This is a genomic window from Pseudomonas sp. 5C2 (assembly GCF_034314155.1).
Lineage (GTDB): Bacteria > Pseudomonadota > Gammaproteobacteria > Pseudomonadales > Pseudomonadaceae > Aquipseudomonas.
The window spans coordinates 1195164-1209732 of record NZ_JAVIWH010000002.1; the positions used below are offsets into that span (position 1 = coordinate 1195164).

17 protein-coding genes and 1 pseudogene are annotated in these 14569 nt (G+C 56.6%); 14 read left to right on the top strand and 4 right to left on the bottom strand.

Going from position 1 to position 14569, the window contains the following annotated elements:
- Positions 1-13: 13 nt before the first annotated feature.
- The 11 genes and pseudogenes from RGU44_RS06125 to RGU44_RS06175 all read left to right on the top strand — a co-directional run bounded on the left by RGU44_RS06125 (position 14) and on the right by RGU44_RS06175 (position 8442).
- Positions 14-1075, top strand: a complete 1062-nt coding sequence (locus tag RGU44_RS06125) for a phenol 2-monooxygenase domain-containing protein (RefSeq protein ID WP_322216166.1) — start codon at positions 14-16, stop codon at positions 1073-1075.
- 214 nt (positions 1076-1289) lie between these two features.
- Entirely contained in the window at positions 1290-2750 is a 1461-nt protein-coding gene (locus tag RGU44_RS06130) for a 2-hydroxymuconic semialdehyde dehydrogenase (protein WP_322216169.1), read from the top strand.
- A gap of 7 nt (positions 2751-2757) precedes the next feature.
- Positions 2758-3555: a 2-oxopent-4-enoate hydratase gene (gene dmpE, locus RGU44_RS06135; RefSeq protein ID WP_322179316.1), complete on the top strand. Its 798-nt coding sequence runs from the start codon at positions 2758-2760 to the stop codon at positions 3553-3555.
- Positions 3552-4355, top strand: a pseudogene (dmpH, locus tag RGU44_RS06140) (2-oxo-3-hexenedioate decarboxylase). Before dmpE ends, dmpH begins: the two are co-directional and overlap by 4 nt.
- Positions 4356-4379: 24 nt before the next feature.
- Positions 4380-4592 (top strand): tautomerase family protein, encoded by a 213-nt coding sequence (locus RGU44_RS06145; RefSeq protein WP_322179314.1) that lies wholly within the window; start codon positions 4380-4382, stop codon positions 4590-4592.
- Positions 4589-5503 carry an acetaldehyde dehydrogenase (acetylating) gene (locus RGU44_RS06150; protein WP_322179313.1) on the top strand — a complete coding sequence of 305 codons (915 nt, stop codon included), beginning with the start codon at positions 4589-4591 and terminating at the stop codon, positions 5501-5503. Before RGU44_RS06145 ends, RGU44_RS06150 begins: the two co-directional genes overlap by 4 nt.
- Positions 5503-6558: a 4-hydroxy-2-oxovalerate aldolase gene (dmpG, locus tag RGU44_RS06155; RefSeq protein ID WP_322179312.1), complete on the top strand. Its 1056-nt coding sequence runs from the start codon at positions 5503-5505 to the stop codon at positions 6556-6558. The genes RGU44_RS06150 and dmpG overlap by 1 nt, the downstream gene beginning before the upstream one ends.
- 58 nt (positions 6559-6616) lie before the next feature.
- On the top strand, positions 6617-7372 hold the full coding sequence (locus tag RGU44_RS06160; protein ID WP_322216172.1) for an SDR family oxidoreductase: 756 nt from the start codon (positions 6617-6619) through the stop codon (positions 7370-7372).
- A 58-nt stretch (positions 7373-7430) separates the two neighbouring features.
- Positions 7431-7859 (top strand): tautomerase family protein, encoded by a 429-nt coding sequence (locus tag RGU44_RS06165; protein ID WP_322216176.1) that lies wholly within the window; start codon positions 7431-7433, stop codon positions 7857-7859.
- Between the two features lie 92 nt (positions 7860-7951).
- Positions 7952-8248, top strand: coding sequence for a 2Fe-2S iron-sulfur cluster-binding protein (locus RGU44_RS06170; RefSeq protein ID WP_322179309.1), 297 nt, complete (start codon positions 7952-7954; stop codon positions 8246-8248).
- 35 nt (positions 8249-8283) lie between these two features.
- On the top strand, positions 8284-8442 hold the full coding sequence (locus tag RGU44_RS06175) for a hypothetical protein (RefSeq protein WP_322179308.1): 159 nt from the start codon (positions 8284-8286) through the stop codon (positions 8440-8442).
- 130 nt (positions 8443-8572) lie between these two features.
- Here RGU44_RS06175 and RGU44_RS24935 read toward each other — a convergent pair whose 3' ends face one another.
- Positions 8573-8818, bottom strand: a complete 246-nt coding sequence (locus RGU44_RS24935) for a DUF2061 domain-containing protein (protein ID WP_369125012.1) — start codon at positions 8816-8818, stop codon at positions 8573-8575.
- A gap of 442 nt (positions 8819-9260) precedes the next feature.
- Between RGU44_RS24935 and RGU44_RS24940 the strand changes: the two genes are divergently transcribed.
- Entirely contained in the window at positions 9261-9512 is a 252-nt protein-coding gene (locus tag RGU44_RS24940) for a helix-turn-helix domain-containing protein (protein ID WP_369125130.1), read from the top strand.
- Here RGU44_RS24940 and RGU44_RS06180 read toward each other — a convergent pair.
- The 3 genes from RGU44_RS06180 to RGU44_RS06190 are packed head-to-tail and all read right to left on the bottom strand — an operon-like array spanning position 9398 to position 12057.
- Positions 9398-10027, bottom strand: a complete 630-nt coding sequence (locus RGU44_RS06180) for a TetR/AcrR family transcriptional regulator (protein ID WP_322179307.1) — start codon at positions 10025-10027, stop codon at positions 9398-9400. The two genes, RGU44_RS24940 and RGU44_RS06180, sit on opposite strands and share 115 nt — an antisense overlap.
- The gene (locus tag RGU44_RS06185; RefSeq protein ID WP_322179306.1) at positions 10014-10865 is read right to left on the bottom strand and encodes a 3-hydroxybutyryl-CoA dehydrogenase; all 852 of its coding nucleotides are present in this window, start codon (positions 10863-10865) and stop codon (positions 10014-10016) included. Before RGU44_RS06185 ends, RGU44_RS06180 begins: the two co-directional genes overlap by 14 nt.
- Before the next feature lie 10 nt (positions 10866-10875).
- Positions 10876-12057, bottom strand: a complete 1182-nt coding sequence (locus RGU44_RS06190) for an acetyl-CoA C-acyltransferase family protein (RefSeq protein ID WP_322216178.1) — start codon at positions 12055-12057, stop codon at positions 10876-10878.
- Between the two features lie 184 nt (positions 12058-12241).
- On the opposite strand from RGU44_RS06190, the gene RGU44_RS06195 reads away from it, so the two are divergent.
- Together RGU44_RS06195 and RGU44_RS24945 are read left to right on the top strand one after the other, a co-directional pair.
- A complete protein-coding gene (locus RGU44_RS06195) occupies positions 12242-13243 on the top strand; it encodes an AraC family transcriptional regulator (RefSeq protein WP_322217768.1) in 1002 nt (333 codons plus the stop codon).
- Between the two features lie 747 nt (positions 13244-13990).
- Positions 13991-14440: a methyl-accepting chemotaxis protein gene (locus tag RGU44_RS24945; RefSeq protein WP_416194631.1), complete on the top strand. Its 450-nt coding sequence runs from the start codon at positions 13991-13993 to the stop codon at positions 14438-14440.
- Positions 14441-14569: the final 129 nt, after the last annotated feature.

Consider the following 14569-nt stretch of genomic DNA (forward strand, 5'->3'; position numbering starts at 1 on the left):
AGGGGGACGGGCTATGAGTTACGAACTGACGATTGAACCACTGGGTCAGACCATCGAGATCGAAGAAGGTCAGACCATTCTCGATGCGGCTCTGCGGGCCGGCATCTACCTGCCACACGCCTGCTGCCACGGCTTGTGTGCGACTTGCAAGATTCAGGTGGTGGATGGCGAGATTGAACACGGCGAGGCCTCCAGCTTTGCCCTGATGGATTTTGAGCGCGAAGAGAAGAAGTGCCTGGCCTGCTGCGCTACCGCTGAGAGCGACCTGGTGATTGAGGCGGAAATCGATGAAGACCCGGATGCCGAGAATCTGCCGGTCCGCGACTTCGCCGGTACGGTCAGCCGCATCGAAACCCTCACGCCTACCATCAAGGGCGTGTGGATCAAGCTCGACGATCCGGCTGGAATGCACTTCCAGGCCGGTCAATACATCAATCTGCAGTTGCCTGACGGTATCGGCAGCCGGGCATTTTCGATTGCCAGTGCACCTACGGATGGCGGTGAAATTGAGCTGAATATTCGTATCGTGCCAGGCGGTCGTGGTACGGGTTATGTGCACGAGCAGGTGAAGGTCGGCGAGCGCATGAGCATTACCGGCCCCTACGGTCGCTTCTTTGTGAAGAAGTCGGCGCATATGCCGGTAATTTTCATGGGCGGCGGTTCCGGGCTTTCCAGCCCGCGCTCAATGATTCTGGATCTGCTGGCGGAAGGTTTTGAACTGCCGATCACCCTCATTTATGGCCAACGCCATCGTAGCGAGCTGTATTACCACGACGATTTCCTCGCCATGGCTCAGCAATACGCGAACTTCAACTACGTGCCTGCGCTCTCCCATGAGCCGGAGGACTCTGGCTGGGAAGGCTCCCGTGGCTTCGTCCATGACGCGGCCAAGGCGCACTTCAATAACGACTTCAGGGGGCACAAGGCTTACCTGTGTGGCCCGCCTTTAATGATTGACTCCTGCATCAGTACGCTGATGCAGGGACGCCTGTTTGAGCGCGACATCTATACCGAGAAGTTTATATCGGCGGCGGATGCTCAGCAGGTCCGCAGTCCCTTGTTCAAGGCTATCTGATCGCGCCGACTAGCGCCCCCAACAGGTTAGTCAAGGGAGCTTGTGTGGGCTGATTTTGTTACCTCAGTGTCAATACCCTGTAGGTATCAGAGTTGGTAAAACAAAGTATTAGCCGGTATTGCCTGGCTTTTCTAGACTCGTTTCAGGGACTAATACCCGCTGACCTGGGGAAGGTGCAGCGGGTAGTCATACAGAACAACACCCCGGAGCTTCCATGCGCCAGATTGAAAATTTCATCGCCGGTGAGTTCGTCGGCGCTGCCAGTGGCAAACGTTTCGACAAGCGTTCACCGGTCGATAACAGTGTTATTTGCTCGATCAGTGAAGCCGGACGCGGCGAGGTAGATGCCGCCGTCAGCGCTGCACGTAATGCGCTACAGGGCGAGTGGGGTGGTCTTACCACGGATCAACGCATTGAGTTGCTCTACGGTGTCGCTAACGAAATCACCCGCCGCTTCGACGACTTCGTTGAGGCCGAGATGTCCGACACCGGTCAGCCTGAGCACGTCATGAAGCACGTGTTCATCCCGCGCGGGGCGGCCAACTTCAAAGTGTTCGCCGACGTGATCAAGAACGTCGCCAGCGAATCCTTCCAGATGGATACGCCTGATGGTCGCGGCGCCTTCAATTACTCGATTCGCCGCCCCAAGGGGGTGATCGGGGTGGTCTGTCCGTGGAATGCCCCGTTCATGCTGATGACCTGGAAAGTAGGTCCGGCGCTGGCCTGCGGTAATACCGTGGTGGTCAAGCCGTCCGAAGAGTCGCCACAAACGGCGGCACTGCTGAGTGAAGTGATGAACGCAGTGGGTATCCCCAAGGGTGTCTACAACGTAGTGAACGGATTCGGGCCCAACTCCGCTGGCGAGTTCGTCACCCAACACCCGCACGTCGATGCCATCACCTTTACCGGCGAGACCCGGACTGGCACGGCCATCATGAAAGCCGCTTCCGAAGGCATGCGCGATGTGTCGTTCGAACTGGGTGGCAAGAATGCCGGCATCGTGTTTGCCGATGCCGACTTTGATGCGGCGGTTGAGAGCTTCTCACGCTCGGTATTCCTCAACTCGGGCCAAGTCTGCCTGGGCACCGAGCGGGTGTATGTCGAGCGGCCGATTTTCGAGCGTTTTGTCCAGGCCCTTAAGGTCAAGGCGGAGGCGGTCAAATATGGTCGTCCAGATGATCATCATGCCAACTACGGCCCGCTGATCAGCCAGGAGCACAAGCAGAAAGTGCTGTCTTACTACCGTAAGGCTGTGGAGGAGGGCGCCACTCTGGTGACCGGCGGCGGTGTGCCTGATATGCCGGCGGATCTGGCCGAAGGTGCCTGGGTGCAACCCACTATCTGGACCGGCCTGCCTGAAACAGCTTCCGTTGTGCAGGAAGAAATTTTCGGGCCGTGCTGCCACATTTCGCCGTTCGACAGCGAGGACGAAGTCGTGCAGAAAGCCAACGCGACCGATTACGGCCTGTCGACCACCATCTGGACCTCTAATTTATCTCGTGCCCACCGCATGGCGGCGCGTATCGACGTTGGCATCACCTGGATCAACAGCTGGTTCCTGCGCGATTTGCGCACCCCGTTTGGCGGCTCCAAACAGTCGGGCATCGGTCGTGAAGGCGGCGTGCATTCGCTGGAGTTCTACACCGAAACCCGAAATATCTGCGTGAAACTCTGAGGCCCTTATGGACAAGCAAAAGATCGAGCATTACGGCGATGAGCTTTACCAAGCTTTCGTCTCCCGTCGCGCCGTTGCGCCACTGCTCACCCGTGAGCCGGAGATCACCATTGAGGATGCTTACCGTATCCAGGAGCGCTTCGTCGCTCGGCGGCTGGCAGCGGGTGAAACCATCGTCGGCAAGAAAATCGGTGCGACCAGCAAGCCTGTACAGGACTTTCTCGGCGTCTATCAGCCGGACTTCGGGATGCTCACTTCGGCCATGGTTTTTCAAGAGGGCGACACCATTGACCTCGGCCAGTTGATTCAGCCGAAAGCCGAAGCCGAGTTGGCCTTTGTGTTGAAGCATGACCTCAAGGGGCCAGGCATCACCGCGATGGACGTGATCCGTGCGACTGACTACGTGGTGCCTTGTTTCGAGATCGTCGATTCACGCATTACCGACTGGCAGATCAAGATCCAGGACACCGTTGCGGACAATGCCTCTTGCGGCGTATTCGTCCTGGGTAAAACCAAGGGCGATCCGCGCAAGCTCGATATCACCCTGGCAGGCATGGTGCTGGAGAAGAACGGCGAGTTGTTCTCTACCGGCGTCGGTGCTGCGGTGCAAGGTTCACCAGCGAATGCTGTGGCCTGGCTGGCCAATACCCTGGGTGCATTGGGCATTCCATTCAAGGCAGGCGAGGTGATTCTCTCGGGTTCCCAGTCTTCGTTGGTACCGGTGACAGATGGGGATGAGTTGGTGTGTACCGTCGGCGGCCTTGGTAGCTGTCGCGTCAAGTTTTCCGGGAGGAGCGCAGTATGAGCAGCAACCTGACACTGTTGCGTGAGGACATCGTTCGCCTGTGCGAGCGGGTTGAAGGTGCGCAGACCCGCGCCTACGCCATTCCCAAGCTGACCGACGAATACCCGAACATGACCATCGCCGATGGTTATGCCGTGCAGAGCGAGCTTCGTCGTCGCTTCATCGAAAAAGGCCACAAGCTGGTCGGCTGAAAAGCCGGGCTGACGTCAAAAGCCAAGATGCAGCAGATGGGTGTCAACGTGCCCTCGATCGGCTTTTTGACCGATCGCATGGCCCGCCCCGAGAGTTCGGCCATCTCCACTTCAGACCTGGTGCATCCACGGGTTGAATGCGAAGTGGCTTTTGTTATGAAGAGTGACTTGCAGGGGCCTGGTTGCACCGCCCAGGACGTTTTGGCGGCGACCGACTATGTCCTCCCTGCGGTCGAAATCATTGATTCGCGATTTTCCGGATTCAAGTTCGACCTGGCCAGTGTGATCGCCGACAACGGTTCTTCCGCGCGCTTTGTCGGGGGTGGACGGGCACGTTATGTCGATGATCTGGACCTCAAGACCCTTGGCGTAGTGATGGAGAAAAATGGCGAGATCGTCGCTATGGGTGCTTCTGCGGCAGTCATGGGCCATCCGGCCGAAGCCATTGCCATGCTGGTGAATATCCTGGCGGAGATGGGCGAGATACTGCCGGCCGGCAGCTTCGTGATGAGTGGTGGCATCACCGAGGCCCTTGCGGTGAAACCAGGCGACAGCATTGTGGCTCGCTTTCAGGAGCTGGGTACCGTGTCGATGCGTTTCGTTGAATAACGACAAAAACGAAGAGAATCAAGCATGCCAATTATCGAAATGCACATGGTCGAAGGCCGCACCGCAGAGCAGAAAAGCCGCGTTGCAGCCGCAGTCACCACGGCGGTTTGCAACAGTCTGGAGTGTGCTCCGGAAACAGTGCGCATCCTCATTACCGAGCACGGTAGCGACGAGTTTTACGTGGCCGGTATGAACATGGCACAGCGCGCTGCGAAGAATAAGGAACAATCTCAATGAAGAAGATCAAGTGTGCACTCATAGGCTCAGGCAACATCGGCACTGACCTGATCTACAAAATCTTGCGCAGCCCAGTGCTTGAGCCCGTCTGGATGGTCGGTATCGATCCCGAATCCGAGGGTTTGGTGCGCGCTCGTGCCATGGGTTTGAAAACCACCCATGAAGGCGTGGACGGTCTTCTGCCGCACGTGCTTGAAGATGGCATTCAGATCGCCTTTGACGCTACCAGCGCCTATGTACATGCCGAAAATAGCCGCAAGCTAAACGCTCTCGGTGTGCTGATGATTGACCTTACCCCAGCGGCTATCGGCCCGCTGTGCGTGCCACCGGTGAACCTGCGAGAGCACGCGGAGAAGCTGGAGATGAACGTCAACATGATCTCCTGCGCTGGCCAGGCCACTATCCCAATCGTCAATGCCGTCTCGCGTATTCAGAGCGTCGAGTATGCCGAGATCGTCGCCAGCCTGGCGTCCAAGTCGATTGGCCCGGGCACCCGTGCCAACCTGGATGAATTTACCAACACCACCTCAAGCGCCATTGTGAAAGTCGGTGGCGCTCGCAAGGGCAAGGCGTTGGCCATTATCAACCCGGCCGACCCACCGATGATGATGCGCAACACCATCTACTGCCTGACGGATGACGAGCCGGATAGAGCCCGAATCACTGAGTCGATTCTGCAAATGATCGTCGAGGTGCAGAAGTACGTGCCGGGCTACCGCCTGGTCAACGGGCCTGTTTTTGAAGGCAAGAAAGTCTCCGTGTTCCTGGAAGTGGCAGGCCTCGGCGACTACCTGCCGACCTATGCCGGCAATCTGGACATCATGACGGCAGCCGCTACCCGCACTGCAGAGATGTTTGCCGAGGAAATGCTCGCCGGCAAGATTCAGCTTAAAGCTTCGGAGGTCGCGTAATGAGTCAGTCCCCCCGTTCCAGCCTCAAAGGCCGCAAGGTAATCCTGCACGACATGTGCCTGCGCGACGGCATGCATGCCAAGCGTGAACAGATCAGTGTCGAGCAGATGGTCAAGGTCGCTACCGCGCTGGATGACGCTGGCGTGCCTTACATTCAGGTCACCCATGGCGGTGGTCTGGGCGGCAATTCGCTGCAGCATGGTTTTGCCCCTCATACGAATGAGGAGTACATCAGCGCAGTGGCACCCAAGATGAAACAGGCCAAAGTATCGGTCCTGCTCATTCCAGGGCTCGGCACCATGAAGGAGCTGCACTCGGCGTTCGACTGCGGTGCGCGGAGCGTGCATGTGGCCACCCACTGCACCGAGGCAGACACCTCGCCCCAGCACATCGCCTATGCCCGCAAGTTGGGGATGGACACCTCCGGCTTTTTGATGATGGCGCACCTCAATGATGCTGCAGGTATCGCCAGACAGGGCAAGCTGATGGAGTCCTACGGCGCGCAGACGGTGTATGTCACCGACTCTGCAGGCTACATGCTGCCTGACGATGTAAAAGCACGTATTGGTGCCCTGCGTGAGGTACTCAATCCAGAGACCGAGATCGGTTTCCACGGCCATCACAACCTGGGCATGGGCGTGGCCAACTCCATCGCCGCCATCGAAGCGGGCGCTAGCCGCATTGATGGTTCCGTGGCTGGCTTGGGCGCCGGTGCCGGCAACACGCCGCTGGAAGTGTTTGCCGCAGTGTGCGAACGCATGGGCATCGAAACCGGCACGGACCTGTTCAAGCTGATGGACGTAGCAGAAGACATCATCGTACCCATGATGGAGCACATCGTGCGGGTTGACCGCGAGTCACTGACTCTCGGCTATGCAGGCGTCTACTCGACATTCCTCCTGCATGCCAAGCGTGCAAGCCTGCAATTTGGCGTCCCGGCCCGCGACATTCTGGTCGAGTTGGGACGCAAGAAAATGATCGGTGGCCAAGAGGACATGATCTTCGACACGGCAATGACCATGGCCAGGGACCGTGGAGTAGTTCTTCCCACCTGAATAAGCTTCGGGGCATGTGGTGCATGCTCCGAACCCGAAACTTAACGGCGGGTGGACGATGAACTCACGTAATGAATTAGCGGTGGTGGTGGGGGCAACTGGTGCCTTTGGTAAACAGATCGTTGCGCGACTGTGCGCCAACGGATTGGACGTCGTCGCAGTGGCCCGCAGCTCGGCGGCTATTGATGAGCTAAGCCGGATTCATCCTGGGGTCATCCCTTGTGTTGCCGACATTTCTGCCGACGAGTCCATTGCGCATATCCGAAACGTACTGGATCGGCCGGTGCGGATGATTGTCCATGGCCCCGGCGTGGCGGTCGTAGGCGGCGTTCTTGACGCCCCTACGTCTGCGCTGACAGATGCGGTCAATATTAAAGTCGGCGGTCTGTTGCGCCTGACCCGTGCTGTGGATGCGAGTCTCGTCAAAGGATCTCGTCTCGTCGCTATCGGTGGACACTACGGTTTTGAACCCACGGCATACGCGGCCTCAGCGGGAGTAGCAAACGCAGCCTTGGCGAACGCGATACGTCAGCTCAGTCTGGCTTATGGCTCGCGAGGTGTGACGGCGCATCTTATTGCGCCGGGACCTGCGGATACGGAGCGTTTGCACAAAGTGGCAGCCGACCGGGGAAGGCAGCGTGGTGTCAGCACTGAAACCGTTCTGCAGGAGATGTGTCTTGAATCCTCCATCGGTGCCTTCACGACGCCGGAGCAAGTGGCCTGGGCCGTTAGTTTGTTGCTAGCCCCCGAGGCTGACGCGATGACCGGATCCACGTTGATGCTGGATTCTGGACGACGTCGCGGCTTGCCCTGATGTGCGTTGGGTCGTGTGATTAAACAATAAATATAAGAATATGCATGAGGCCTCAAAAATGCCGGTAGTAAATTTTCATCTCGTTGAAGGGTCTTGTTCGGCTGAGCAAAAAGTGCGTTTGCTCCAGGATGCCTCACATCTTTACAGCAAGGTTTTGCTGTCACCGATGGACCGGGTGCGGGCGATAATCACCTTGCATGCAGCAGATGAGTTTGCTGTTGCCGGGCACTGTGTCAGTACCCATCGACTGCATGCGCCGTACTTCGAGTTCATCGTGCTCGAAGGACGCCCATTGGACGAACGTCAGAAGCTAATGACCGGATTTACTTCCTTGCTGGTCGAAATATTAGCAGTTGATCGGAGCGTTGTGCGGGGCAGGTGCATCCGGGTTGAACCACAGGACTGGTCGATTGGCGGCATTGGCGCAGATGTCTTACGCGAACAGGAAATCTGTGCACGGGCTGCAAAGCTTGAAGTTCTCGGATGAGTACTGAAGAACAAGACGAGGTGTGTGCCACTGCGGCTTTAGAGGCTCTTGGACTTTTGCCGATAGTCACTTCCACTGCGTGAGAACGGGCCATGGAATATCAAGTATTGATCGAAGACACCGGAGAGCATTACGCCTGTGATGAGCGTGAGTCGGTTCTGCATGGTATGGCTCGTCTTGGCCGTCGTGGCATTCCATTGGGATGCCGTGGCGGTGGATGCGGTATCTGTAAGGTTCAGATCCTCAAGGGTGCCTTTGAGGTAAAGACCATGAGTCGCGCACATGTCAGCGTAGAAGAACTGGCGGCCGGCACGGTGTTGGCTTGCCGTGTAATGCCTCAGAGCGACTTGTGTGTGCACGTTGTCGGAAAGATGAAAAAACAGTTTTAACGCATGGCGGTGGCTTGGCGAAAGATCACCATTCCTTGAGTGGAAAAGGTGGTCGCGCCTTTTCGTATTACGTCAGTCAGCCATTTGATCTCGCCAAACTCAGCGAAGACGAAGCTTTCTATGGCGGGAAACTGGCCACTGCAGAATTTTTCTTCGCACGTCTGTTGCTGCGCACCTTGAAGCTAGTGTCCTGAGTGGGTAGTTCGTTAATTTAAGCCTGCCAGAAACAGGTATTCGAATAATTAAAATAGATAAACGAATTAACCACGCAGGACACTGGCTTTTGATCTAAACAGCGCCTCAGAAGGCATCGGCACGAGTTGTTTAGCCGGTATGATCTTGATGCTCTTCAATTCCCCAGGTGATTTTTGCCCACAGACGCTCATGAAAAATATAAGCAAACGTGGTGTATAAATTACTGACGACCATGAAACCGATAGCCACCCGCAGCGTCCCCGTAAATATAAAAATTGTCATGAAGTCCAGGCACATAATTATTACGCGATAGGTGACTGCTTTTACCATTGACCTACGTAGAAGGACGCTTCGAGGCATGGTGAGCCCTGCCATGTTGAGATTTTGAGTAGAAACAGTTTCAACTTAGCACACATGCGTCAGCTACAAGCGGTTGCGGGTATGTCTGCCTCGCTGCTCGAGAGGCAGACATAAATTTAATTCAGTGTCCCTCCCACCCCCGGCGTTTTGCAAGGTGGTTGTCGCTTCAGCCGTATTTTTATGCCGCCATTTTTAGTGCCGTGGGAAGTTGAAGGTCACAAGATCCGCTTTCAGCAACTTGTCCAACTGCTCGCTGGTACGGGGTTGCTCGATAACAAAATGGCGACAACCACTTGGTGGCTGGAGGGGCATTTCCGCGAGAGATTTCCGCAGGTCAATCTGCAAATGCGTCCGATGGTGACTGAGTCGGAGTGTCTGGTATGCGATAAGCGCACATGCCACGTTTCTATTGCAAGCTGTTCACGTGCTCAACAAATTTGCGGGAAAGGCCATCGCCATGCAATGCGCACAGAAGTGGCTTCAGGATCACCTGGCGGAACAGGTACGTATGACAGATCTGGCACAGAGGTTGGCAGTTAGCGAGCGAACCTTGATACGCCGCTTCAATAGGGTGCTTGAGCAGTCGCCGCTAACCTATTTGCAGAACTTGCGCATCGACACGGCGCGCGCGTTGCTGGAGGCCGGTGACCTGAGCACCGAGCAAATCGCCCCCATCATCAAGTCTTCCATCAGTTCGTCGCGGTCCTGATCGTCAAGGGTGCGCTGTACCAACCAGGAGGGTGCGCTGCTGAGCAATGAGGCAATGGCGTGCCCGGCGGCCTGAAGCCGATGCGGGGTCAACAGTGTTCTATACCCCAGTGCCACGAGCAGTTGGCGCTCATATTGTTCGCGTAAATGGCTGACACGCAGTTGTTGTTCTTCGTTCAGACAACAACTGTCGCGTTCAGCCAGGCGAAAGTGCAACGGCATTTCCCGGTACAGATTCAGGTGTGCCCGGATAATGACTTGCAAGGTGTTCACCCCGTCATCAGGGCTTTGCTCTATCAGACGTACAGTGGTCAGCAGTTCTTCGTAAAGCTCCTCGATCAAGTCGAGGAGCAAATGCTGTTTGCTTGGATAATGATGGTAAAGCGAGCCAGGTGTGAGCCCGAGATAGGTTGCCAGCTCGCGCATGCCAACCTGGCCGAATCCCTTTCTGGCGAACAGATCCAGTGCCTTGTCACGGCTCTGAGCGAAGCGTGAACAGCGCTCAGGTATAGACATGGAAACCGCGCCCGCTTTTGCGGCCCAGATAACCTGCCGCGACCATTTCCTTGAGCAGTTGCGCTGGACGATATTTCGGGTCATTGAAGCCATCATGGAAACTCTCCATGATCGCCAGCATGGTATCCAGGCCGATCAGATCAGCCAGCGCAAGCGGGCCGATAGGGTGATTGCAGCCCAATTGCATGCCGGTATCGATGTCCTTGGCGTTGGCCAGGCCTTCCTGCAAAACGAAGATCGCTTCGTTGATCATCGGACACAGAATGCGATTGACCACGAAGCCCGGGCTGTTGCGAGCCGTGACTGCACTCTTGCCAATCTGTTCGGCGAGTTTCAGCGCCAAGGCGTGGGTGATGTCCGACGTTTGCAAACCGCGGATGACCTCCAGCAATGCCATCATCGGTACAGGGTTGAAGAAGTGCAGACCAATGAAGCGAGCCGGGTGTTTGACCACTGCCGCCAATTCGGTAATCGACAGCGATGACGTGTTAGTTGCGATGACGCAGTCATCACTCACGGTGTCATCGATTCGTTTGAGAATGCGTTTTTTGAGCTCCAGATTCTCGGTTGCCGCTTCAATGACCAACTCGGCTCCATTCAACGCCACGTAGTCGGTGCTGAGAGAGATCCGGTTGAGAGCACCTTGCATCTCCGCTGCTGTAATCGTTTCTTTGCGCAGCTGGCGATCGAGATTCGTAGTCAGCGCCGACAGACCTTTTGCGAGCGCCTCATCGGAAATATCAATCAATGTCACGTCTATTCCGGCAAGTGCACACACTTGGGCAATCCCGTTGCCCATGGTGCCTGCGCCAATGACTGCTAGTTTTTGAATACTCACTTACAACCCCTCAAACGCATTCGAAAATGGCGGCGATGCCTTGGCCGCCACCAATGCACATGGTCACCAGCGCATAGCGCCCGCCGATGCGGTGCAGTTCGTGGATAGCTTTGGTCGCAATGATCGCGCCGGTAGCCCCGACCGGATGGCCAAGGGCAATGCCCGAACCGTTCGGGTTGACCTTGGCCGGATCCAGATTCAATTCCTGAGTCACAGCGCACGCCTGCGCGGCGAACGCGATATTGGCTTCGATAACGTCCAGATCAGCCACAGTCAGACCCGCACGCTTGAGCGCAAGACGTGTGGCCGGGATCGGACCGAGGCCCATCAATTCTGGCTCGACACCCGCATGGGCATAAGCGACCAGGCGGGCGAGGGGACGCAGGTTATTGGCTTTGACTGCGGCACCGGTGGCCATCACCAACGCGGCGGCACCGTCATTCAGACCGGATGCATTGCCAGCAGTGACCGAGCCATCCTTCTTAAAGGCCGGCTTCATTTGCGCCAGTTGCTCCAGAGAGGTCGCACGGGGGTGCTCGTCGATATTGAACAGTTGGGTGCCTTTGCGGCTGCGAATTTCAACGGCAGCGATTTGCTCGATAAAGCGACCTTCCTCAATGGCACGAAACGCCCGGGTCTGGTCCTCCATGGCCAGGGCATCCTGCATCTCGCGGCTGATGCCATTGCGTTCGGCAATATTTTCGGCGGTGATGCCCATGTGAATTCCCTGGAAGGGGTCATGCAGAATGCCGAGCATGTAGTCAATCGCCTGGGTGTTGCCCATGCGAGCACCCCAGCGAGCGGCAGGCAGGATGTATGGACCACGGCTCATGGACTCGACCCCTGCGCCAATGGCGATTTCAGCGTCGCCCAGCAGCAAGGTTTGTGCAGCCGAGATGATCGCTTGCAAACCGGAACCGCACAGGCGGTTGACGTTGTAGGCGGGCGTTTCCTTCGGAATGCCAGCGTTCATCGCCGCGACTCTGGAAATGTAGGCATCCTGGGGCTCGGTCGGAATGACATTGCCCATCACGACATGTTCGACGTGCGCAGGATCGACGCCACTGCGTTGCAAGGCAGCCTTGACGGCCGTGGTTGCCAGATCGGCCATCGGCACATCTTTGAGCGATCCGCCAAAGGTGCCGATTGCAGTGCGTGCGGCACCGACAACGTAAATATCAGGGGTGTTCATGGAGTTATTCCTTGTAGGGATGACGGGTTTTCAAGCGGTCTTACCGAAATCAGGTAATGGCGCCGCAGCCGACATCTGGGATACTGCTAATCAGGTGGACAGTCTAAGGGGCGAGCAGGCGCCGGGCCTATGCCAAAACCGCTCAGCAAAACTGCTATTTTTTGCCATAGGCAACCCAGTATCCATGAACGAAAAACACTCCGTTTCTTCCTACTTCGCCAAGGCGCTGCTCTATCAATTTAGTGGCCGGCCAGTGGAAACCGCTCGTCTTTTAGAGCAGGCAGGGTTCGCGGAGCGCTCGCTGGATGAACTGCCTGAACGGGTAGCCGCGACAAACTTCGCCGCGCTTTGGCTGGCCGTGGTGAAGGAGCTTGACGACGAGTTTTTTGGTTTGGACTCCCATGGCATGCCCTTGGGCAGTTTCGCCCTGATCTGCCGAGGATTGATCCAGGTTCCTACAGTAGAGAAGGCGCTAAAGCAGTCGCTGGACTACTTCAAACTGTTCCTGCGTGACATTGAATGCGAAGTACAGGCCCGCGGTAAACGCAGGGTGGTGGTCATGCGTTGTACCAGCAAGGATGAACATTTGCGGGCCATCGTGATTGAGACCTTCATGGTTCTGATCGTTGGGTTGATGTGCTGGCTGGCAGGCAGGCGCATGCCCATCAGTCGCGTGCAATTCGAACATTCGTTGCCTGGACACGGTGATGAGCACTTGCTGTGGGGTGCTTACGTGGAGTTTGACGCGAATATCACGGAAATCGAACTGGATCCTGAATGCTTGAAGCTTCCGGTCATTCAGGATCGACAATCGCTGTACACCTTTTTACGTAACGCTCCGCAGTCGGTTTTTATCCGTTTTCGTAACAGAGAGGGATACAGCGCCCGAATTCATCAACGCTTGAAATCCTGCGGCTACGATCACTGGCCGACGCTCGAACAGCTTGCCGCAGAGTTTGCGATTAACCTCAGCAGCCTGCGGCGTGCGTTAGAGCGTGAAGGGTTTACCTACCAACAGATCAAGGATGAAATGCGTCGATCCATTGCCTTCGAACGATTGCGTACGACGTCCATGAGCATCGCCGAAATCGCTCAGGAGGCGGGGTTCCGGGAACCCAGCGCGTTCCATCGAGCGTTCAAGCAATGGACCGGGGAGAGCCCTGGAGCCTTTCGTCGTCGCCGGTGAGGTCTAAAAGCCATTACGTCAACCTTCTGCTGAAAACGTTTGCCTGACCCTTGCGCCGGGTCAGTTTCCGCGCTCCTTGGGCGCCATGACGCCACCTCTGCACAAAACGGATAGATATCTGCACAGGTCGGATATTGCGTTTTGTTTCGCCTTCATAGCCTCGCATGGCCTCAACAAAAGCGATGGACTTCTCGTCCGCCGTTCTAAAAACAACAACGAGAGACGGATGCCATGCGCAATATCGACGTACATGAGGTTATCGAAAAACCTGCTGATCTTCAGTTACACCTGAACGCCGCTGTGATCAGCATGGCTGCTCATAGGGCACGTAAAATATGGGCCGGTTTGCTGTTGATGGTTGCAAGCGTGGGCGCAGTGGTGTTGGCCTGGGGTGATAATGAGCGCCTGCTGCTGGCCGGCGGAATAAACCTCGCGTTGCTGCTCGCATCCGCGCTCTATCATCGGCAACTTGCGGTTGTGCGACAGGAACCGCCAAAGCGCGAGTTGGAGGTTCCGGTACTCAGTGCTCCGGTGGCCGTTGTGCAAACGCAGGCCCAGATACCCAACCCTGTGTGGCCGGGGGCACACGTTCAGGCCACCCTGGAGCAGTTGACCCAAGCAGTACTGCAAACCGAGGAGGACATGCGCTTCGCCGATCAGTTGGCGCGGACTGCTGGCGAACGGGTGAAGTCGAGTGCGCAAAGCATGCAGTCATCGGCGAGCGTGCTCGGCGATCTGAATCTCTATATGCAGGGTCTCGATCAGGTGTTCAACGAGCTGAGCAGTCAGTCGGTACGAATTGGCGCCATTGTCGGGAGCATTCAGGACATTGCCCGACAGACCAATTTGCTGGCATTAAATGCGGCCATCGAGGCCGCACGGGCGGGTAGTCATGGTCGAGGTTTCGCCGTGGTAGCAGACGAGGTGCGCAATCTGTCTCGCCAGGCCGCCGATTCCAGTGCGCAGATCCGACACATCGCCACGGGCCTGGAACAGTCTGCCGAGAATGCGCGCCAGGGTATCGAGCACTTGGCGGGGTCGACGCGGTTGGGCCTGGAAAAGGCCGAGGTCGCGTTGCACTCAATGGGTGAACTTCAAAATGGTGCAATAGCGCGGGTAGTAGTGGTCGAGCGCATCATGCAGCGATTGGCCAGCCTGCATGAATTGTCATTGGAGGCGAAACGGATAGTCGCATGAAACCGTGCTGCTCCCTGAAGACACACGGTTCGGGGCACTTGAATGAAGTGACGACGCGTCTGAGCGCGTAGGGCAAAGGACTGTGTACCCGTTTGTTTACCAAACAAGTACACAGTCGATCTCAAGTCC